Origin of the sequence: Escherichia sp. MOD1-EC6021 (genome assembly GCF_002965245.1) — a bacterium.
GTDB classification, from domain to species: domain Bacteria; phylum Pseudomonadota; class Gammaproteobacteria; order Enterobacterales; family Enterobacteriaceae; genus Escherichia; species Escherichia coli_F.
Genome location: NZ_PTRU01000030.1, coordinates 1 through 22,358 on the forward strand (window position 1 = coordinate 1; position 22,358 = coordinate 22,358).

Sequence of the window (22,358 nt, forward strand, 5' to 3'; positions counted from 1 at the left end):
TCCCACTACTTATTTGGTGGACACCACTTTGTCTAATTCGTCAGATTCTGACCAGACGGTTCAGGCTGTACGCTTACCAATACGGCGCTCCGTTGACGCTTACTGCCATGCGACACCGTGTCTCAAACGGAAACGCGGAGGCGCTTAACAGTAAGATCAGGCTACTGAGGATAAAGGCCAGGGGATACCGCAATCGGGAGCGCTTTAAGCTGGGCGTGATGTTCCACTACGGGAAACTGAATATGGCGTTCTGAGCCTTCCCACCATGATCAGGGAAGACCCATATATATTAAGCACATCCTTCGATGTGACTGGCGATATAGACTGACTACCCGGAAAACCGGAGTGATTTCTGACGGTTTAAATCGTAAGTGAAATACTGTAGTGCGCCATCATCATCAATGGCGCTAAAGTGTAGAGTTGCCTTTCCTGCCGGTAAGACTCCCGAGTGTATTGTCAGTGGAAATGCTTTATCCGAAAACGGGGCAACTGCCTTGTCTGCGCCGAGATATACTTTGTTCTGCCACGAACCAATGGTGATGTTCATCTGTCCGGGGGTAAAGTAATAGGGCGTTGGATTAATGACAGTTAGCATTATTTTCCCCGCCATCTGTTGTGTTTGGAACTTCAACTTCTGTGTTCTTTCCCTGAAATTGTATGAGTCCCTGAAGGGGCGGTTGATAATTTTAAGCTGTGTATTCATCGCCAAATTAAACTTATTCAGCTTCTGTTGGGCTATATTTTTTTTCACTGCGCTGATTTCATAAATATTCAACCAGTAAAGAGACTCTCTGTCTGCGGGTAAGCTCGCGGACTGGGCACTTCGAATCAGGGTTATCACCCTTTTTTCCGCCTTGTTCAACCTGAAGACTGCAGGAAGTGCCACGAAAGGAAAGTTTTTCTCTCCGGGCTTCTTATCTGGCCTCCCCAGATCCACCCAGCTTTGTACCAGAACAGGGGCATCCTCGTTGTTAACTAGGAGAAGGGAACGCTTAACCTCTCCTGGATGAAAAATAACACGGCTCTGTTGTGGCATTACTGTTGCTTGGCAGCTTACAGAAAGCGCAACCAGCATATACGCTATTTTTTTCATTTTACTGAAGCCTCACTAACAGATAGGCAGTAGCATCTATACGCCCGGCGCTAATGTCTTTGCCCGGTAGCTTTGTCAACCGGGCAGTGAAGTTCCTTTGGTACATTCTACTCGCTTTATCATTGCTGTTTATCTGATGGGCATCCTCCAGCACGGGCCGCCATCCAATGCTACTGTTGCTCAGGTCATGCCAGCCCAGAAACGACACTTTATTGCCTAGTTCGGTGTTCAGTTGGATACCAACGCCTTTGGCCAGTGTTGTGTCCATGTTGTAATGGTCAGAAACCAAGTAGTCAGATGTACCATCGCTGCTGGTTAAACCAAGCTGCTGCGCTTGCAGCCATGCTGGATAGCTGGCCTGAAATCCCAGTGAAATCTGTCCGTTGCCGACGCCCGATATTACAGAAGCACCGGATGAACATTCCAAGGTTACACTGAGAGGCGCGCTGACTGATTGCCCCTGCGAAAGCGCAGCAGGACTGATGGCCGGAAACGACACGTTCGACGTGTAACTGTCTACTCGGCATCCTTGCGAGAGATTCTGCGTCATGGTAGCTACAGGTGAGGTATTCATACCGAAAGCCATATAACGTCCAGTAAACCATGTGTCAAAATGGTTATAACTGTCTTTGCCTGCTTCAGGAACATCCATTCCAGGTCCCTTGAAGACCACATATCCGTTAGGCTGATTACAGTTGTAAGGCCCCGTGTAGTTATCTGCAGCAGCAGCTGGACACCCCCAGCTGGCATAAGCCGCTTTGCGTTCGTTTGTGCCGGTACGAATTAGCTCTGCACTAATGGGGCTGAAGTGTTTACCTTTGATTAGGATCTTATTACCGCTTACTTCATATTCGGTCAGTGGTACCTGCTGCCAGATGCGCGTAAATGGTTTGCCGCTGCGCATATGTACAAGCTTTAGTGCCGTAAAAGGAAAATAGGTTTGAAAATGATAGTCGCCCATGTCCCAAGCCCCGCCCACATTGCTGTCACCATTGGTAGCAAAGACCTCATAAATGCTGTCTTTGTCGGCTAGGTCGCACTGATAAAGTACACGCTCCGGATCACTGTTACGTATTGCTGGAACCAGCCGAAAAACTGAGCGCGCCAGTACTGTGCCAACAGGCTGATAATTGACGTTCATTAAGCCAATGTTACCAAGGTTGAGTGATGCCCCACAAGCGTCACACCCTTGGTCAACAGGATTAACCCTAACGCAATTTGCATTGACCTGCGCACTGATAACTAACGCCAGTAACACTGCTGTAAGGTAATTCAGATATTTCATATTCATTTTCCTAGTTACGTCAGAATCGACAGACAGCGTTTGCATAGGTAATCACCGCATCTGGTTTGGGGGCAGGTATTTGATAATTGATCTGGCATGATTGACCCGGCGCGTCTCCCCAGACAGCCTTCAGAGTACCCTTCGTATCGTTCAACCGCAGGTAAGCGTTGCTGCCCTGCCCGAAGGTACCTATGGTTTTACCATTTGCATCGATAACGTCTGCACCCATTGGAACATTCTCATCCCGATTGGTGGACGCCTTCATCATTACGGCATATCCCTGCAATGTCTGGAATTTCACTCTAACCATTGCTCCAGCATAAGGTGCGACGGTTTTCTGACTACTCAATACCTCAACTTGACGATTACTTCCGCTGCTATCTAGGGCTATCGTGTTATAGTGGTAAGGCATCAGTGACGGGACCAAGGCATAGCCATTATGGTCTATCTCAATGCCTTGCCCCATTATGCGGGCACCATGGGCACCTTTTGCCTCCACAAGTGCAAAACTGTCACTGAGGTAGTTTCCGAGAGAAAGCCCTCCGCTGTGTAACACTGCTGCTCCCATCGCATTCACTGACATCTGGCTAAACTTTGAAGACTTTGATGCAGTTGTCGTCAGGTTCATCAGGTTCGTTTTTCTGTTCAGGCTACCGCTGAATGCAGTATCTCGTTGCTGTTGGTCACGGTTAATATTGATGCTATAGCTCATCTTATTATTTTCGCCCATCAATCCACTCAGCGAAGCGTTATAGCTGTTGTCACTGGAGCCTCCTAGAGTCAGATAAGATGAGTCAGACGCATTACTCAATGGAATGGAAAAGTTGATCTGAAAATGCATGTCTTTCCGGTACTCATTATACTCATTCGTTTGAGCGGCAAGGTTCTGACGGATATCACTATGCCGCGCCATCACGCTATATTGACGTGCCATGGTGAAATTCATGGAGATATTTCCCGGGAGTACTGTGCCATAACCGATCTGATACTGCGTATCATGTGAACGATGATCATAATAATTCTGTTGGGCCCATGACACGTAAAGGCTTCCCAAGTCCCCCAAAGGTTGATTAAGCGTCAATTGCATGCGGTTACGTTGTAGGTACTCACTACTGCTACCGTCGGAGCCCGGTATGGAATTATTATTTAGCACAATGACATCATTCAGATCGCGGTAACCCTGCGTGGAATACCTATATCCTGCAAATGTCAGCGTGGTGTTTGTGGGGGCAAAAGTCCGGCTGTAGTTGAGCTCATAGCGCCAGCCCCGAGACGATTCCCCATTGCGAAAATCCGCAGACGAAAACGCACTGTTCAAGCCGAAAGCGCCCAGTTCTGAGGCCCAAACACCGCCCGCCAAGACCGAACGATAGTTATTGGCCAAGCGCAATCCTCCATTCATAGTCAGAGCGTTTGTCAGGCCACGTTTGACAGTCATCTCTACAAAGTTATTGTATCTGGTGTAATCCCCGACTTTACCGGCAGAAAAGCTGTAGTCTGTTCTACCCGGACGCAATGATTCAGGCAGAATGGCATAGGGAACACGAAAACGGCGATGACGACCGTCTGACTCCTGAACTTCAACGTTTAAATCCCCTCCATAGCTCACTGGGCTAAGATTATCAATAACAAACGGTCCGGGTGGGACCGTGGTCTGATAGATCTGTTGTTTTCCTTGCCAGACGGAAACTCGAGCATTGCTGCCAGCCATGCCGCGAACTTCAGGTGCATATCCACGTAGGGAATCCGGCAACATTCGTGCATCAGAGCTGAGACGAATTCCACGGTAGCTGACTGCGTTGAACTGGCCCCCGCTGCTGAAAATATCTCCTACTGATATCTCGCTTCTTAGGGATGGAAAAGCTCTCTGCAGCCAAGTTCTGGTATGCTGCCAGTGATTGCCATATTCATTGTGCGTAAAGTTTCCCTGCTGCCGAAAGCGCCACTTACCAATATTTATTCCATCGTTAAAACCAAGGTAAGTGGATTCAAAGTGGTCAGCATTTTTATAGTTCGAGTAGAACTGGTTGACGTTGTAATTGATAAAGCCCATCGTTGAACCGGCTGTCAGGTTTTCCGGTGAAATATAGTCATCAGGCCTTATATCCAGCATGGCCTGAGGAATTATTACGTCCACACGCAGGCTGGCAGTGTCTACGCTGACCGAGGTACCTTTCAGAAGGTATTCGGGATTTGAACATTCCTTTTCAGGAAGGGCAGCTAGATAGGCTTCCCGTACTGCAAACGCCCGGTAAAGCCGAGGTGGTAGGCAGACACTGATTTTCCCTTTATCCCTTATCAAATCCAGTGATGCTGTACTCTGATATTTACCATTAAGATAGATGTCCACATCATATGTTCCAGGCTGAAAATACGGGTCGTTAGCACCATTTGTTACGCTGATCCGGCCTGGAATCGCATCACGTAACAGAGAAGGATCAAAAATATAGTCATTTACTGTTTCAGCAGCCTGCACAGAGCAAGTCAACAGAATAAATCCTGGAAGAAGAAATGGATGAATAAACGAGATTTTTTTCATGTTATTTTTTTGCAATATCTACTTTTTCATCTGCGCCGAAATCATTGATAATCAACGCGGTCATTTTCAATCCGGCATATGTCTCGCCAACTTTTTTTACTTGCACGCGACTTTCACCGTATGGCGGTACAGTTACGCTACCTGGATAATTTATATTTCCGGTTTTGCCTGTCAGGTAAAAAGAACGTATATTAGCGTAAAAAGGGGAGTTATTTTTTATCGTCACGATGTTTCCGAACTGTTCGTAAGAAAGCTGTTTGTGAAGTTTATTAACAGAAAATACCAGCCCTTCAGAACGAAAAATAACTTTCACCCGACTGCGTATGATCAGGTAAAGCTTATTTCTATTCTGGTCATCTTTTTTCACTGACGGAACTTCTATATAATCCATATAGAATAGTGATTCCCTGTCTTTAGGAATATCTCTCTTAGTAAGGCTTACCTTTACCGTCTGGCCTGCTCCTGGTAACATTCTGAATACTGCTGGCAGGGCTATAAATGGTGGACAATCGTTTTCTCCATTCTCCTGTGCCTGAATTTGAACCAGAACAGGGTTATCCCCTGAATTGGTAAATTGTACGTTTTTTTCCATTTTTGCATTGTCAATCACAATACGGGTGTTATTAAGGATCACGCTGGCATTAGCTACATTAATGACTAAAAAAGCCACTATAATCGCAGTAATATTTCTTAACATAACACTCTCTCCTTCCCTCTCTACCTGCTTAATTAAAAGGAGAGAGGGAAATTAGAAAAACGTGTGGATTTTATTATGGGTAGCTAATAGCGTACTGCACGCTGCCTAAAACAGAACCTGCTTCTACACTCCCTGTTGGGGTATAGTACTGAACAGCGAAGTTTCGTGAGGCGCTTGTACTTCCACGGGTTAGAAGCATCCCTTCTACACTTGCAGAACCTGAAGATAAATCGATTTTTTTACCTCCAACGGAATCAAGCAGTTGAAGTTCAACATTTTTCGCTGAACCGGTATTACCCAAGTTGCCACTGGGCGTAACGTTATTACCTGCTAGAACAAGATTAATTATTTGATCGCCTGCCGTGGGAGCCTGACAACCAGAAATATTAACGGTAAAGGAAGTAGCCCCTGCGCGAGCTGACGCATTTGCTAGCTGATTTGTTGATACTGTCGGTAATAAAACTACCGGACTGCCTGATGCTCCATTCACGTCGACATGGCAGGTCTGTGCATTCACTTCTCCCTGGAAACGAATAGTGTTTTGGGACATCGCGTGAGCATTAATTGTAGCAAACCCCGTACTAAGAGCAGCAAGCATGATGCACAGGGAAGACAGTGTACGGGATTTTTTTCTTGCTGAAACCAGAAGACACTTTTTTTTCATTTTTTCATTTATCCTATTAAAATCATCGATCGGTTTTATGAATGATTTATGGGAAGAGCGAAATCCCCATTCCCGAACAATAAACTAAACGCATCGTCCTGTTTTATTAACTAATGATTTTTATTTTTATCTCACATAACCTTCATGACGTTCTCATGAGAACATCATGAAGGTTATGTGAGAATCTAAATGACTCTTGACTCTTTTACTGTTTTCCTTGAAAATCAAATGATTATACATTCTTTAACATAGCTAAACGCTTATATTATTTCAAATAAAACATAAATTACGGTAAACAAAATGTCACCCTCAGAATAGTGTTGGGTGCTATTTGTACATATATCAGTTCAATGCATTTATATCATCAAATTTGATTCAGTTATATGAAGTGATTTTTGGCGTTACTCTGACTCCTGACCGGGGCCTATTCATAATGTCTATGAACCGCAATTGATATTACAGCATTGGCCATATTCTGAACATCACTCGCAATGGGCCCCGTTTGGGAAACGGAGCCCTCAATACTCGATTTTTCGCCATTAAAAACTGGCACACTGCAGTTGCAGCCAGTTACTGCCCTAATATCTGGTAATGAAGTTATTATCAGAGTTGGAACAGATTAAACAGAGGATCTATAACGGTGCCCAATCACATTTGAGGATGTGATTAATCGTGCAACAAGGTAACTGGCCGCGGCATGAGTCACGGCTAAAGGGGAAATTGCATGTATATGCATGTTGGCGATATGCTCAGGGAGCTAATCGCCATATCAGGAAAGGTGGAGAAGAAAATCACGTATCTTTTGATACCAGTATACCTCCGTGACAAGTTTATCTGATATGATCATTATCAATGAGTTAGGTTCATTACCAATTTAGGTAATGAACTCTAACTTATTTCTCACAAAGATATAGTGGTACTGGGTTAGAGAAAAACAGCCATGAATTGAGACCTATCCTGTTTATGACCCAAGTAATGTTGGTATCTGGCTTAATAAAAAAATCAGGAAGCCAAGCATTTGCTTCTTCAGGAAGCACTTCGTTTTCTGGGTAGTTATGAATAGTAACGGATTTAGCAGTGATGACATCGTTGTTCTGACTGTAGTTGAAATTAACTTTTTTGCTTATCTCCAATGACTCATTATTCCCGTTATCAAGCGTTCCAGATAAAGTGATGAATCCTTTTCCATCATCCATCTTGTTACCCACGATAAGCGATAATTTTTCTTTGCCTTTAATAAAGGTAATATTACCTGTACAATTGATCTCTTTACTCTGAAAACTGAGTATAAAAAAAGCAGATGTAAAAATTATTATAAAACACACTATTATTAAGTTATTCTTCATCAGATTTTTCCTATGTTGTAGTAAGAAATACAATTTGGCAATGAAAAAGTTGATAACGGCTTCCGGCATTGGATCAGTGACTCTCTGTCCCCTCCTTGAAAATATGTGACGTAAACATATCTTCTGTCTTCGCATTTTATCCCTGTTTTCAACACAATATCCATTGTGTTGTTATCATTAGAAGCATCACGGCTGTAGACATAGCAACCGTTAAATTCAAATCTTTTTGAATAATGTTCACCATCACTCAGGAAAACAAGATACACTGGTACAATCAGTGACAATATAGTGAGTAAGATCAGAATATAATAAAAAATGGAACTATCTATTTTTCTTTTTCTACACTGTTTGTCACGAACATATTCTGAACTGATTTCCATCATTTCTGATTCAGAGGGAATAGCCCCCCACATTTCCTTCATCAAATTTTCGCCATGTGTTTCGTTCATCTTATCTGATCCATTCAACCAATCAGAGGATTGCTCATCCATCGCTTCCTGTAAATTATCACAGGAAATGCATATTTCCTGTGATAATGAAAATCCCCTCCGAGGGGCTGTAAGGATAATATTATCCGGGGTTCCACATGTAGACAGTGCTTTCCTCAACATGGATATACTTTGATAGAGCGCGTTCGGGCCTACCTCCATACCAAATCGTCGCCAAACGTACTCATAAAAAGCTTCGTGCTCAACGATCTCTCCTTGATGTTCAATAAGTAATTCTAAACAGTACACGCAGGAAGAGTGTAATCTGACCGTTTGATTTTCTGAGTATATAATCCTGCGGTCAGGATCAAATACAATAGTCTCTCCTATGAGAAATCGTCCCATGAATAAAAAACCTCAATAATGTTGATTTATTGCTCTATATTTAAATAGGACAGTAATTTTTTACTAAAAGGCGTCTGAGTTTTTTCTTGTCATCTTGCACTTGCGAACTACACTGATATATTTCCCCTCCGTTTCTGGACTGTTTTCACTTATGTATTCTCTGATTTCCAAAAGCCAAGAGACCAGAAATGAATGATCAGTTTCCATATTCTACCGTCGATATCGCTCCTGTCGTCAATTGAATAATGGTTAACTCCCTCTCTGTTAGACTATAATGTAAGCAATGAGATGTTCTTCTCTTCTCAATCATAGTTGGTAAGCGTCAACGGAGCGCTGTATTGACGCTTATTTATTGGTGAGTACTACGTGCCATGGCAGGAGTTCATCAACACGGTTGGAAGGCCATTCCGGCAGTACGCTCAGTGTCCTTGACCCACGATATTCAGACAGTCGTTGTATCTTAAGTTGACGTTACCCGCTGACTTTTATGTGTTGAAAAACATCCATTTTAGATGTTTTTCAATCTTTTGATTAGAAATACATATCGTTAACATGCAAATCAATAGACAGCATGAATATTGATGGTTGCACCACAGGCCTGAGCATATTTTGTTAAAGTTTTCATACTGGCTCCTAAAGGATTACTTTCCAAGCGACTGATGGCTGACGGGCGTAACCCCATTCGTTCAGCCAGAGCAGACTTTGTTAACCCCGCTTTTTCTCTCATTTCGTACAACATTTCTACCATCTCCAGTTCCTTATCGGCATCTTCATACCCTTTGACAGCTTCTGGAGTATTAAGCAGTTTTTGCTTTACCTGACTGAACGGAACACCTTTTACTTTCATTATTTCATCTCCTTCAGGCGCATCCTAGCGATTTCAATAGCTTTCGTTGGTGTCTTTTGCGTCTTTTTCACAAATGCATGCAGCAGATAGATTTCGTTTCCAGTTGCATAAGCGTACAGTGTCCTTGCGATATTTTTATCCCCAACTCTCAGTTCAAAAAGTCCTCCGCCAATTACACGACTATGAGGCATTTTCATTTTGTTACCTTCTTGTTCCAGTCGTTCAATCAGCCTAGCCATGCGACCACGCAGATTATCTGGTAATTCAATCAACTCATTCAGTGCGGCCGGGTGAGTAATTACATTAAACATATTATAGCCTCCGAAAGGATAAAATACACCAGAACAGGAAAATTGCGCAAATGTCAAATTTCACTGATAAATGAAATACATGTTAAGTACAGTTTTGATGCCGCATCAGCGGCATGGAAGGCGGCATTCCGTTGTTGCATATGGCACAGGAGTAAAACCGCCGAAGCCCGGCGTCAGCCGGTACTGATTGATAGATTTCACCTTACCTATCCCCAGCCCTGCTAAGCCATACCTGCTTTCAGCCATGACAGAGCTTTTGTGCGCGGTCGGAGTGGTCCCGACGAGGGTTTACCCGAAGTCGGGGCGTATCTCCGCGTTAGCGGGCCGTCAGGGCCGCTTACGAGCGTGTACTCAATACTTCCAGCCAGAAGACTGACAGCGATGATAATGTAGTTACAACATTCATAATTAAAAGCGACTCTGTTCCGGCCCTTCGGGCCGGGGCGGCGGCGCTTTTCAGTTATGAGGAGGAGGCTTTGTGGTTTCAGTTCTGCGCGGAACTGGGGTTTTTCCGGAGTCTATGTTTGAATGTTGTAACTAAATTGGCTCCGATCGGGGCCCGCCGCTTGCGGTGGGAGGTGCATATCTGTCTATCCACAGGACAGGCAATGAATAGGTTTTTTTTTAAATGAATGTAATTAGGTAGTTTAAAGGAGATATAAACAGGTGTTTAAAAGATACATTGCACCCTGTAAGGCTGACGGCTGGCGCTTTATGACATGAACGGTTGTAACCTTATGGGGAAGTCCCTTGCAGTTAAATGTGGATAAGCAAAATCCCCCGTCTGTGAGGCGTGTTTTGTATCAAAAACAGGGGGGACCGGATGCACCAGAAGGTGGATGATGAGGTTGTTTTTTGTATGTAGTGCTGATTTTTTGTGCACTGGCGGGCTTCAGGCGTGCGAATGCCTCCGGCGCGTGCCGGATTATTCTGATGAGGTCACTTTCAGGGGGAAGCTGTGGCCAGCCGGCTGTAATTACGGTTACGTGACAGAATCATGCGCTCCTTCACACGACGCTCCACTTCGCGTTTTACCGCCTCACGACTGGCAGTGAAACGTCCTTCCGCGATTTCACGCGTCAGCTGCCGTTTCACCAGGGTGACAATATCCTGACGTTCCCTGTTCGCATCACGACGCGCACGGGCACGTTTTATTCCACGGGACTTAAGCTCTGTCTGGTAACTGCGGAAACGCTCACGCACAAAACGCCAGGCTTTCGCTATCAGTTCATCCATACCCAGGGTATCCAGCCCCTGCTTTTTGCGCTGTCTGTTTTCCCATTCAACACGACTGCGGCGCGCAGCTGCCACTGCATCCTCAGACACATCAAGGGCAGCAAACAGAGCCGGTGTGAACGTGATGTCGGTCGGAATGTAGCACCCGATAAGCGGGTCATATTCCGTCTGGTAGGTAATCAGTCCCAGCTCTGACAGGAACGTCAGGGCCCGGGTGGCACGGGTGATGGAGAGTTTTCCTGCACCGGACTCTGTCGCCAGTCCGCACTCAATGGCCAGCGTGGTGATGGAGCACTGGACGCGGTTGGCCAGCGGATCATAGTGAAAACAGAGCCCCTGCAGCAGCGCATCAATGGCCCGGCGACGCAGTACCGGTGGCATGCGCCGACGCAGACCACGCGAACGGGCATGCGCCACATGAATGGCGAAATCAAAACGGGAGGTGAAGCCCACCGCCTTTTCCATCAGTTTTTCGCAGAACTTCAGCGTTCCGGCACCTTTACGGGGTGTAAACACCGGATTCGGGTTCTTTACCTGGCGGTAATACGTTTGTTGAAGATCAGTCACACCATCCTGCACTTACAATGCGCAGAAGGAGTGAGCACAGAAAGAAGTCTTGAACTTTTCCGGGCATATAACTATACTCCCCGCATAGCTGAATTGTTGGCTATGCGGTTTTATGGGGCCCCGGTAATCTTCTCGTCGCCAAACATAGAAAGATTATCGGGGTTTTTGCTTTTCTGGCTCCTGTACATCCACATCAGAACCAGTTCCCTGCCACCTTATGGCGTGGCCAGCCATAAAATTCCTTAAACGATCAGCAATCTATCACGCACACCAGAAACAGGCAAGAATGTGATGTCGCTACATTTCAGTTAGCTAAAAGCACTCTTCTGCTTTATCAGTTCGGCAATCATCTCAGCCTGAGTAACACCCTCAGCTTCACACATCTCCTGCAATTGCGCTTTTAACGCAGCAGGAATAAACACTCTGAGTTCTTTATGTGTGGCTCGTTTTCTTGCCAAGGATGCCTGCTGACGTTCTGCAAGCGTCAGAGGATTACCTTTTCTGTATGCTCGCTTTGTACCTGATGAGGAAGTCACTGCATTTTCTGTCTGCGACATCTCGCCTCCTCAATTCTCAAACAGGGATCGTTTCGCAGAGGATACTACAGTTTTTTGAAATCAGCGACTTGAAAGTTGTGACGATGATCTGTGTTGGCGCACAAATCATGTCTGATTACGACCGTTTAATGTGATTTTGATAATGAAATGACTGAAAAGATGGAAATGCCTTAACCTGTGTGCCGGCCCCGGGCGGGACCGGCTGTTTCTGGCATGTCGGGTGTCTGCCCCTGAAATACCTCACACTTCCGGAAAGCGGGGACTTCCCTCCCCGCCCGGCAGCTTACTTCCGTGCTTCGTAGGCCAGAGTTACCTGCACCACTGTATTTCCCCTGTGAATATTCAGCTCACATAACCGTTCCCTGAATATCAGTGAAAAACACAACACCGTGGCGCACACGGCGAGCAACCCGATAAGGGCATATTTCGTCATAAACTTTGACCTCTCTGCAAGGAAGAGGCTACAATCAGTAGTGTTAAGGTACTTCATGCAGGCCTCACGAGTTAATGGATTAACAAGTGGGGTCTTCGCATTTCTGGTACCTGCGTCTTGCCTGAACCAGAAAGGCTCAGACACCCGCCGCGATAATACCACATTCCCTGTTACTGACCATTCCCTCCATTTCCCGCTTTTCACTACAGAAAAGCCGGGGGCGGGGAAAACTTGCTTTTTCCCGTCCCCGGGGTTGGACAACTGAGCAACGCGAAGGCGTCAGTGGATTTTTATGATCCTTCCAAACTCTGCTTCCATTTTTTTCATATCCTGTTCTCTTACTGCGACTATCAGTTGTTTTCCTGATTTTCGTGCCACTCTGGCAAACTGCATGACGGCAGATTCATTATTCAAATCAGACCATCCTGTACAATTAAAAATAATAATATGCTCACTGGCGTTCAGCGCATTCCTGATAAAAATAACAGCATAATCATTTAATGTTCTGTCAGAACAACTGTAAATCTGGCTGAAATCATAATACTTATAATCAGTGATATTCAGTTTATTTAAAAAGCTATCAACTTCAGAAGCTGATTCCCCCACTATAAGAACATTATGATTAGACGATGTGATTAATTCTGATACTGCCTGATAGTTCATTTGTTCACCTTTCATTAACAGAGAAATAAGTTAATAATGTAATATGCTTCATGCTTTTAAATATCGCATTTCAATGAGAACTCAATAGCCACAGAAATATCATTATTTCCGTGAGCGCCATACCCAGGGCGGAACCGGAGCGCTGTCTGCCCACAGACCACGTTTCTGCTGTCGTACTTCTCCCTGCAGGACAGGAAGAACAGGATCGGTGTTGTACTGCTCATAAACCCATGCATCGCCTGCACGGACCATAAACTGATTAACATTCATTCCGTCTGGTGCATAAACCTGCCCGAGAATACGACCATAATGATCTCGCTGAAAATATGTGACAGTAACCGTTTTTCCCGCAACCAGAGATTTCATTATTTTTTCAGACCACCGTCCATATTCCTGTTTCTTTTCAGGTGCATCAATATTAACAAGACGGACACGCACCGGATGCTGAGATAACATGACGTCAATGGTATCGCCATCCAGAACACGCACGACCCGTCCATGAATATCAGCAGAAAATACCTGACATGAAAAAACAAATAATACCACTGGTATATATTTCTTCATTTTACTCTCCGTCACTGATTACTTTTCGTGATTGCATGAATTCCATGCCGGGATGAATAATGGCTCACGTATCACGCAAAAAATAAACCGTTGAGTTGTGATCAATTCAACAAAATAAGATGAGGTGACTTAATACACATATGGCTATGTGTTACTAAAAACGCTGGTCAGCCAGCCTGACCAGACACATAAGAAACAACGTCTCATGCATTATTCAGCCTCCTGATACCTGGAGTAACGGAGGCTGCTTTTTCTGTCACATATTTCCCGTGAAGGCGTTACCAGTTTCCGTGGGTAACATGTGACGGAGATTATATTTTTAATCTCCGTGTATTCATCATACCTGCTCTTGCTGACAGGATAACTGTGTTATATCGCAGGCTACCGGATGTGGCGCTGAATATAACGGTCATAGATAAGTCATACATGCCCTGCTCAGGGGATTAGCGATAAGACGGACCGGGAGAGTCATCTCCCGGTTTTTCTTTATCCTGCCGCGAATACAGCCCGGCTGTCTGTCAGATTCACCGGATAACCCTACTGTTATGCATGCCACTGTCACCTCCTGCTTCTTGAAATTCATCACATTTTTTATCCCTGCTGGCTTACCCGGGATGTGAAATATGTTAATTCTGTGATGTCCGTTTGAAAGACAGGGCAACTCCTTCTTACACCACTATAATAATAATAACGATCTGCCATATAAGTCTGATCCCCCGGAGCTCCGCGACGGGGGTTATTTTTATCGGCACTTACACCGACATGCAGATGCCCTCTTCAGAGCAAAATCCCGCCATGCTTCACAGGGTGCCAGCCGGGCCGCATTCTGCCAGACCTCTGCCGCTTCCCTGAAAAAGCCACGAATCTCCTGACGGACGGCATGACGCCCCTCGCGCTGATAGCGATAAATACTGCTGTGTTCAGATAATCCACTGGATACAGCCATTTTTTATCCCTCCTCTTGACCCGACACCCGGATTATGTCAGAAACATTATGAAACATCCCTGAACGGTTGGATGTTTTTCTCCATCAAAACTCTGGATGTCTGTTTTCCCGATTTTTTTCGCTGTTGCCCTCTGTCATACAGAGGGCGCTTTTCTTATTCTGCCAGGATCGCCCGCAGCTCATCCTTGATCCGGTTCTGTCTGCGCACCTTTTCCAGGCGCGCCTGCGCATACTGTTCTTCTTCCTGTGTGATATGTTCTGTCACATAGCCTTCTGTATCATAGCGGCAGGCACCGGCTTTCATGGCGCCAAGATAGCTTTCTGAACGGGTGATGGCCTTCAGTGCCCTGCGCAGTTTTTTATGAGAGAGCGGGATATTCCGCTGAGACACCTCATCCAGTAAAACTTCCCGGATACCACAGGCAAGAAGCCGGGGCGTGTTACCGTCAAACAATCCCGGCCACCAGGGTTTCAGAGTGTTCACCGCCTCATCCAGCGAGGGCAGCGTCAGATAAATGGACAGCGCCTGTCTGGCCTGTGCTTTCTTCGCCGCCAGCTCTGCTTCCCGGGCAGCCTTCTCCGCCAGTTTCTGCTTTTTCACCTTCCATTTTGGTGGCGTGGTGACATTGATGATGGTTTTCCGGCTCCGGGTCGGTGTTTCCCCTTCCGTTTTCCGTTTCAGTGTCAGTACCGGTCGTTTCTGCTCTGTCATGATTGCCCTGACCTTTGTGAAAATATGTCCTCCAGGTCGTTGAAACTACTCACTATGATATTAAGCTGACCTCAACGACCTCTGACATATTAATACCGACAATTAAAGATGTTTTTTAAACCATTGCGTCTGTACTGCCGCCACACGTTCAAAAAACGCGCCTTCATAAATATCATAATGGCATGCGTCAGCTTCCTCGTATAATTCCTTAGTACCAGAAGCAACAGCATCATATAAGGCTCTTCCCTGTTCTGGTGGATTAACACTATCCTGGCCGGCAATAACAACCAAAACTGGGCACTGTACTTTGGCTGCGCTCTCTGCCGGTTTATATTGCAACGTCTCCATAACCGTAAGGAAAGGTATTTTTATATCCATTTCAGGATACTGACCTTTTACCTTCTCGAAGAATACCTTTGATTCATTATCACTCAGTACCCGGGTAACCCCCACAAACATCTCTTTCCCGGTATTTTTCTTCTTTTCTGCCATTTTATTCAGCGTGGACAGAAAAGAAGCTTTCTCCAGTTCATTCATTTCTCCGGTAACCAGAACCTCACCGTCAGCAAAAGCCAGCTGGCTGACAATACTTTTCACTCTTTTATCCTGCGCAGCTGCATTGAATACATGACACCCACCCAGCGATGTTCCCCATAATCCTATACGCTGATTATCAATACATACCTGCTTTTCTGCCCAATTGATAACTGAAATAATATCTTCGGTCTGCATTGCCGGAACCAGACGACCTCGTTCCCCTTCACTCTCACCGAATCCACGATAATCAAAAGTAATCGTTGCAAACCCGGCTTCTGTAAACGCATTCGCAAAGGAAGGCAGCAGAACATTCCGGATACCGCAAAATCCATGGCATAAGAGAATCAAAGGATGTTTTATATTTCCTTCCGGGACACGAAATGTCAGGGCAATACCTTCAGGGAGTTTGTGATCTGTAACTTTCATAAATATCCTGTGTTATGTTGTTTATTAATAAGCAGAATCAGCGCCAGCATCATACCAGTCACACAGCCAGAACGCCCAGCACAGTAAGATGACAGGCATAGAACGTCGGGAAAAAATCCCCGTACCAGAAACGGGGTAGTGATTTCCCTGTACAGGACACCAGACCAACAGTCAGCACCGTCATCACAAGGCCGGCCACCGCCGCTGCATCACTGGTGGCAAGGTTAAGCGCCGGAATAACAGCCAGCAGGCAGGCGACCAGCGTCAGACGTTCCATTCTGTCTTCCGCCCGGTACAGCCTGTGGCTGACTGCCAGCATCAGCAGCCCGGCAATGCCGTAACTGGTGCCGGAGAAAGGCAGCCACATTGCCAGAAGCAACATGGTCTCTGCGGAACGCCACCAGGTGCGCGTTTCACACCATGTCAGCACCTGTGCCGCAACTGCAAAGGCAAACAGGATATTCCCCTCATACCAGGGAAAGCCGGCCAGATAATATGCGAACTGGGCAATCACCGCCCATCCCCACAGCCGGTTAATGGCCTCCTGCCGGATATGCGTATGACGGGACAGATTCAGCCCCCACACCAGGGCAAACAGCGGAAAGGCCCCACGCCCAACCAGAAACATCCACGACTGGTCCAGATGCAGAATGCGGTTTGCATGGTCCAGAACCATCAGCACCAGTGCCACCGTTTTGATGATATCCCGCTGTCCGGGTGACCAGACCAGCAACGACTGCAACCAGGTATCGGTCCGGGCAGCCAGTGAATCATTACGTGTTGTGTTCGTGTTATCCGTTGTCATCAGCGTTTATCTTCCTGTGTCAGTCTCCGCCCAGGGTTTTCTCTTTCTGCAGGTCACGAACCATATCCCGCTCCATCTGCTGCAGTCGCTCCTGCAGCAGATTTTCCCGGGCAACCTCCCGGACCGCTTCCCGCACCCGTTGTGGTTCACGCAGTACACTCTCCGGCAGCGCGGCTTCCCGTTCAGATATGGCAGACCGGTCACGCTCCAGCCCGGCAATATCCCTGACAGCCTGCTCTGTTTTGCCGTCCGGCAGGTCAGGTTTGTTCTCTGCCATTTTACGGACAATTTCATCCGCACGGCGTTCCGTTTCACGGCGGATGGCCTCTTCAGCCTGCCGCTGTGCCAGTACCTCTGCCGTGACCGGTTCGCCATTTCCGGCTCCCGGCTGAACGCTGTTGTCCGGGATATCCCCCCACACGCGACCACCGGTGATGGTACCGGGATTCCACGGACGACCTTCACCGGCGATTCTTACCACCACACCGCTGTCAGGATTATCACGGGCAATCCGGACACCATCCTGCATATTATCAGCCAGCAGGCTCTCTCCGTTACGGCTGCCCTGCAGGGCCACGAACTGCGCATCCCCGCTGCCTTTCACCCGGCCTTCACCACTGAAGCCCCGCAGCCCGTTTCCGTCATCCGTGGTCAGCGGATTCAGCCAGATACCAGCTGACTTGCCGTTACTGTCAAAAGCCGGCAGTGCCACATACGGCTGCGGATATTTGCGCCCGGGTGCAATAAACCGTGCAGGACTGTCTCCCCCGGCCAGCCCTGCCTGACGGAGAACGGCACGGCCGGCCGCCACGTCCCGCAGTTCCCGTGCCGTACTGAACAGCCGCTCTGCATTCATGACCTCCCGGTCAGCTTTTGGCTCCAGCACATCGTGGGCAGTCCCTTTCTGTACGGCATTGTTAATGGCATCCGTCCAGCCCTGACGGTTATCGGTGTACACCTGCACATGCTGCTTCATACGCGACAGGGCCACGTAGGCTGACTCAAAGCCGGCCATCAGTTTCCGGTTACCTTCCGTGCCTTCAAGCGCAATGGCAAAGGTTTCACTTGCCCCCTGCGCACCGTGAGCGGTGATGGCATAGGCCAGGTCAATATGTTGCTCTGCCTGCTCCTGGCCGGGGCGAATCTCCCGGGTCTGCTGTCCGTCCGACAGCGTGACACTGTCACCGGAAACTGCTGTCACCGTCCAGACGCTGTTGGCAACATAACCGCGCTCCCGGTCACTCTTCGTGAAGCGCATCCGGTCACCGGTCCCCACCCTGATGGTGTCCGGGGTGTACAGTGTGACACCTTCAGCCACCGCCTCCCGGGGAGAAATCAGCCGCGTGTTACCTTCCGCATCCTGCAGGGTTATCAGCCCGTCATCCTTACTGATACCGGCAATCCGATGATACACATTATCCACCAGGACAAGTGCGTCCCGATGTGTCTCCCAGGTGGAGAGACGACGCAGCTCCCCGTCACGTATATTCGCTGTGTTCAGGACAGGCACCATGACCTGCTCTTTCCCCAGCTCACCGGCCTTTTCCCGTACATCATGAATCATGCTGTTCAGTACGCGCCGGTCCTCATTCAGGTGCGTGACAATCAGCGTCTGCTCCCGTGCTTCCGGTGTTCTGCCGGTATAGTCGCGGACAATGGCTTCATACAGTGTCATGGGGACATCCGGAAAAGCCTCACCTTTCAGCATCGCCTTCTGCTGCGCTTCTGCCAGTTTCGCTTCCTGGCTGTGACTGAACTCCGTCACGGAGTGCTCCGGTACCCATGCGCCCTCCTGACGTGGCACCTGAGACGGCTTCACACTCTCAAGCCCGGACAGTGCCCTTTCCACATCCCGGTTAATCAGGCTGTATACCGCCTCCCGCAGCTCCGGCGTCTGGCGCACAATCTCCTTCATGATGGCCACATCGGCAGCACTGCGCGTCTGCTGGAGACGGAAAGGCTGACCGGGCGCGATGGCCTGCAACTGGTCCGTGTCACCACTGGCCACGGCACGACCGCCACCGGCCGCAATCAGGGCGTATGCCCGTGCCATGTCGGTATTGCCCACCATAGAGCTCTCATCGAGCAGGAACAGCGTGTTGCTGAAATTCGGCGTTTCTCCGCTGCGCTGCAGCAGCTGCGTGTCATGCAGAAAGGACGCCAGCGTCTGTGCATCCACGCTGGCGCTGCGCATCTCACCGACCGCACGGTGCGTGGGCCCCAGCCCCACGACACGGGGACGTTCACTCTCCGGCAGCATGTTCACGGCTGACATCACCGCCCGGAACTGTGTGGTCTTACCCACACCGGCATAGCCCTGCACCACCGTGAAACGGTCGGACGTTTCCAGTATCATGCGGGTAGCGGCACGCTGTCCTGATGTCAGTTTCTCCATGAGTTCGCCAGGTACTCTCTCCATCAGCGGCGTGACCGCCTCCTTACCTTCGAGAATATGGCGAAGAATGCTCTTTTCTGCCTCATACGACGCACGGGAAACCAGCAGGCCTGTGCCATAGCCTTTTGCCACATCCACATACAGTAAATCACCGCGTTTTATCTGCGCATTGATTTCCCCTCCCAGTTCAGTAAAACTGGTTCCTTCTGCAGCAAACGACTTCACCTCTGTCAGCAGGTCCACCATGCTGAAGGCCAGGTTTTTACTTTCCACCACAGGAAGCGCCAGATGAATAGCCTGCTGTGCCGGCGTGTGAAGCCAGGCTTTCTGCAGACTGATAGCGGTTTCCAGCAATGTCTCACCGGCACGCGCCTTTATCTGCTCAGAAACCACCGTAAAGGAGGGATGGCGGGCAAGTTTTTCCGCAGTACGGGTTTCATCCAGTGAGGAATACAGCCGGACATCACGACCGCTGCGGGCCAGACCGTTCAGGGTGGCGTTGTCCATTGCCATCTGTGTGACGGAGGCAAAAACCTTCGCACTGTCGCTGACGGAATGCCCGGGCGTTTCCACCCAGCCGTTCTCCAGCTTCAGTGCCGTGAACGGTGAATCAGCCACAGGCAGGGTGGCCGGTTCAGCCCGCCCCGGCACAACAACCGTCATCGCATCTTCACTGACGGATGCCACCTGCAGGCGGTCACCGCCGGAGACGCGGAGTCCGGGAATTTTCCCTGTCACCCTCAGACGCTCGCCGTCTGCCACCGGCATTTTTTCCGGCCGGAACAGCGACCAGCTGCTGTCCAGAGAAGAAATACGCACCACCTGCGTTTCACCCTGCGCATCCCGCAGGGTCAGGCTGTGACTCTGCGCCGTCACCCGGTCTATCACATAGCGGTCATGACTGCGTGTCTCCGGGTTCCACTGCTCCATCACCATTCCCGGGCGGTACATATCCCGCAGATAACGGCTCCGGCTGTCCAGCCAGACCGGTGACAGTGCCGTCATGGTCACCTCCTGATGTCCGAGCACGCCCTGTGTTTTCAGCTCACTGCGAATGGCCTGTGTCAGTATGGCCTGTTCCCGTACCCCGCTGACCTGTGCCACGCTCTCTTCTCCGGCTTTCACGCTGGCCGCAAAATCTCCTGCCAGCCGGGCATAGCGGACATTACGGTCCGGTTCACTGATGATGGTGGCCGGTCGCTGTTCTCCCCCCTGCCAGCGATATGTGTTCACCCCGGCATCCTTCATGGCCATCAGCGCACTGCCTGTACCGGTTCGCTGCCCGCTGTCGGTTATCAGGACCTGTACGTTATGACGTGCGGCACCGTCCAGCAGGGTTAACGTCTCTTTCAGGGAGAGTTTTTCGCCCTGGTCAACGATAACAGTACTGCCCGGCGTGAAGGCCATGCCTTCCAGCAACTGACGACGTCCGGTTATCAGCTCACCGGACAGCCGTTCATCCTGCTTCAGGTTCATCTGCGAGCGACGGTCAGCAGCGATAATCTGCACTTCCCGCCCCTGCTCCCGGGCCATCATGACCAGTTCAGCCACCCGCTCACGCTGCCCGGCTGCACCGCCCTGCCCGGACACAATGGCCAGCGACGGACGGTCCTGTGCCAGAACACTGACCGCATCGCTGTAACCAGCCGTCCGGGGGACACTTTTCTCCGGATGTATGGTCACCCGGTTCTGTTTCATGATGTCACGACTGAGTGCCCGGACGGACAGCTCATCGAGCACATGAATTCCTGATGTGAACAGCCCCTTCTCACGGTCGAGGGGGATAAGCTGCTCACGACTGATGGCCTCATCGATACCGGCGCGTGCCCGTTCAATCACACCATTTTCCGGCGGCAGTATACCGACCGTTCTGGCCAGCACGTCCGTGTACGTAAACTGCACTTTTCGTTCACTTAATCCGGCAATCGCCTGTGTCACCGCCTGCTGCACATCCGGCCCCTCCTGTGAAACAGCCCCGGGCGCCTGCGTGCGGGTCTCCGCACGCTGATCCGCCGCGTCACGATATGCCCGGATGTCGAACCCGGTTTCCTTCAGCGTCTGCATCCATTCAGCCATTCTGACTTCAGGATCGACGTGCTGTTTGGATTTTCGCGTATCCAGTGCCGCCACATCCCGAGATTTCAACGAGGCGTCCTCCCCGACGGCCTCCCGGATAGTCTGCGAGCGTCCGGAAAAGGCCTCCACCGGTACGCCCGGCATTTCCCACATACCGTGCTTACCGACCACTTCAGTTTCATAGCCCAGCGCCTCAACCTGCTCTTTCAGTTTTTCCCGGTAGAGCCTGCCAAAGGCAATCTGATTAGCGTACACATTCTCAATGAACCCCGTTTTCCCCACTTTGTCACTGCTCAGTGTCTTCCATTCGCCGTTATGCTGCGTGACATTAGCCACCACCGCATGCGTGTGTAACTGTGGTTCCTGATCGCGACTGGTGTCGTGGTTAAACAGTGCCATCACCAGATTACCGGTCAGCACCGTTTCTGACTGTCCGTCCGTCATCACCCGTGTGGAGGCCAGCGCCTCCACCTGACGGACAGCAAAATCCACGGCCTGGTTATGTGCTTCAATAAGACGTTTGTCCCCCCCGAGCATGGCCATCATGGAGACACTTTTGGGAGCGGAAAAGGTCAGGTCGTAGCCGGGACGATGCCTGTTACGGCCATCCTGCATGCGGCTTAAATCCGCCCCGTCTGGCAACCTGCCCTCCAGAAGGCGGGTAAAGACATCCTTATCGACACTGCCCTGCAGCCCCAGTTGTTCAGCCCCCTGGCCGGCCCAGCGTTCTCCCATGCTGCCCAGCACATAGTAATTATCCTTGTCGGTATAATAGTTCCCGGCACTTCCGGCCGATCTGACCTGCGCAATACTCATCATAAACGTA

The 22,358-nt window shown here is 49.0% G+C and carries 21 protein-coding genes and 1 pseudogene; 1 reads left to right on the top strand and 21 read right to left on the bottom strand.

Annotated features, from left to right (window positions below; translation table 11 throughout):
* Positions 1–254: transposase (locus BEB54_RS29995; protein WP_416371876.1), on the top strand; the 254-nt coding region annotated here is incomplete at its 5' end.
* Positions 255–328: 74 nt separating this feature from the next.
* On the opposite strand, the gene BEB54_RS22975 is transcribed toward BEB54_RS29995, so the two are convergent.
* The 21 genes and pseudogenes from BEB54_RS22975 to traI form a co-directional block, all read right to left on the bottom strand.
* Entirely contained in the window at positions 329–1,093 is a 765-nt protein-coding gene (locus tag BEB54_RS22975; RefSeq protein WP_000717590.1) for a fimbrial biogenesis chaperone, read from the bottom strand.
* A gap of 1 nt (position 1,094) precedes the next feature.
* The gene (locus BEB54_RS22980) at positions 1,095–2,378 is read right to left on the bottom strand and encodes a fimbrial protein (protein ID WP_050437769.1); all 1,284 of its coding nucleotides are present in this window, start codon (positions 2,376–2,378) and stop codon (positions 1,095–1,097) included.
* Between the two features lie 19 nt (positions 2,379–2,397).
* Positions 2,398–4,917: a fimbria/pilus outer membrane usher protein gene (locus tag BEB54_RS22985; protein ID WP_000723943.1), complete on the bottom strand. Its 2,520-nt coding sequence runs from the start codon at positions 4,915–4,917 to the stop codon at positions 2,398–2,400.
* 1 nt (position 4,918) lies between these two features.
* Positions 4,919–5,614: a fimbrial biogenesis chaperone gene (locus BEB54_RS22990; RefSeq protein ID WP_105282292.1), complete on the bottom strand. Its 696-nt coding sequence runs from the start codon at positions 5,612–5,614 to the stop codon at positions 4,919–4,921.
* Between the two features lie 73 nt (positions 5,615–5,687).
* Positions 5,688–6,212, bottom strand: coding sequence for a fimbrial protein (locus tag BEB54_RS22995; RefSeq protein ID WP_012775885.1), 525 nt, complete (start codon positions 6,210–6,212; stop codon positions 5,688–5,690).
* A 959-nt stretch (positions 6,213–7,171) separates the two neighbouring features.
* Positions 7,172–7,624, bottom strand: coding sequence for a hypothetical protein (locus BEB54_RS23000; protein WP_000794564.1), 453 nt, complete (start codon positions 7,622–7,624; stop codon positions 7,172–7,174).
* Positions 7,624–8,457, bottom strand: coding sequence for a winged helix-turn-helix domain-containing protein (locus BEB54_RS23005; protein ID WP_000532379.1), 834 nt, complete (start codon positions 8,455–8,457; stop codon positions 7,624–7,626). The genes BEB54_RS23000 and BEB54_RS23005 overlap by 1 nt, the downstream gene beginning before the upstream one ends.
* Positions 8,458–8,802: 345 nt before the next feature.
* Positions 8,803–8,880, bottom strand: a pseudogene (locus tag BEB54_RS30000) (hypothetical protein); the annotation flags it as partial.
* Between the two features lie 136 nt (positions 8,881–9,016).
* The gene (locus tag BEB54_RS23010; protein ID WP_000865085.1) at positions 9,017–9,304 is read right to left on the bottom strand and encodes a helix-turn-helix domain-containing protein; all 288 of its coding nucleotides are present in this window, start codon (positions 9,302–9,304) and stop codon (positions 9,017–9,019) included.
* Complete coding sequence (locus tag BEB54_RS23015) at positions 9,304–9,615, bottom strand: type II toxin-antitoxin system RelE/ParE family toxin (protein WP_000483535.1); 312 nt, start codon at positions 9,613–9,615, stop codon at positions 9,304–9,306. The genes BEB54_RS23010 and BEB54_RS23015 overlap by 1 nt, the downstream gene beginning before the upstream one ends.
* 945 nt (positions 9,616–10,560) lie before the next feature.
* Positions 10,561–11,418, bottom strand: a complete 858-nt coding sequence (repA, locus tag BEB54_RS23025; protein WP_000131007.1) for an incFII family plasmid replication initiator RepA — start codon at positions 11,416–11,418, stop codon at positions 10,561–10,563.
* Positions 11,411–11,485, bottom strand: coding sequence for a RepA leader peptide Tap (gene tap, locus BEB54_RS23030; protein WP_001365705.1), 75 nt, complete (start codon positions 11,483–11,485; stop codon positions 11,411–11,413). Before tap ends, repA begins: the two co-directional genes overlap by 8 nt.
* A gap of 241 nt (positions 11,486–11,726) precedes the next feature.
* Entirely contained in the window at positions 11,727–11,975 is a 249-nt protein-coding gene (locus tag BEB54_RS23040; protein WP_000083838.1) for a replication regulatory protein RepA, read from the bottom strand.
* Between the two features lie 283 nt (positions 11,976–12,258).
* A complete protein-coding gene (locus tag BEB54_RS23045; RefSeq protein ID WP_001362723.1) occupies positions 12,259–12,465 on the bottom strand; it encodes a Hok/Gef family protein in 207 nt (68 codons plus the stop codon).
* A gap of 222 nt (positions 12,466–12,687) precedes the next feature.
* The gene (locus tag BEB54_RS23055) at positions 12,688–13,071 is read right to left on the bottom strand and encodes a hypothetical protein (RefSeq protein ID WP_001109067.1); all 384 of its coding nucleotides are present in this window, start codon (positions 13,069–13,071) and stop codon (positions 12,688–12,690) included.
* Positions 13,072–13,173: 102 nt separating this feature from the next.
* Positions 13,174–13,635 carry a thermonuclease family protein gene (locus BEB54_RS23060; RefSeq protein ID WP_000760085.1) on the bottom strand — a complete coding sequence of 154 codons (462 nt, stop codon included), beginning with the start codon at positions 13,633–13,635 and terminating at the stop codon, positions 13,174–13,176.
* Positions 13,636–14,377: 742 nt separating this feature from the next.
* The gene (locus BEB54_RS23065) at positions 14,378–14,581 is read right to left on the bottom strand and encodes a hypothetical protein (RefSeq protein WP_001327131.1); all 204 of its coding nucleotides are present in this window, start codon (positions 14,579–14,581) and stop codon (positions 14,378–14,380) included.
* A 154-nt stretch (positions 14,582–14,735) separates the two neighbouring features.
* Positions 14,736–15,293, bottom strand: a complete 558-nt coding sequence (locus tag BEB54_RS23070; protein ID WP_000139319.1) for a fertility inhibition protein FinO — start codon at positions 15,291–15,293, stop codon at positions 14,736–14,738.
* 102 nt (positions 15,294–15,395) lie between these two features.
* A complete protein-coding gene (uilS, locus tag BEB54_RS23075; protein WP_000868986.1) occupies positions 15,396–16,256 on the bottom strand; it encodes a UilS family quorum-quenching N-acyl-homoserine lactonase in 861 nt (286 codons plus the stop codon).
* A gap of 58 nt (positions 16,257–16,314) precedes the next feature.
* On the bottom strand, positions 16,315–17,061 hold the full coding sequence (traX, locus tag BEB54_RS23080; protein ID WP_032285008.1) for a conjugal transfer pilus acetylase TraX: 747 nt from the start codon (positions 17,059–17,061) through the stop codon (positions 16,315–16,317).
* 19 nt (positions 17,062–17,080) lie between these two features.
* Positions 17,081–22,351, bottom strand: a complete 5,271-nt coding sequence (gene traI, locus BEB54_RS23085; RefSeq protein ID WP_105282293.1) for a conjugative transfer relaxase/helicase TraI — start codon at positions 22,349–22,351, stop codon at positions 17,081–17,083.
* Between the last annotated feature and the right edge of the window lie 7 nt (positions 22,352–22,358).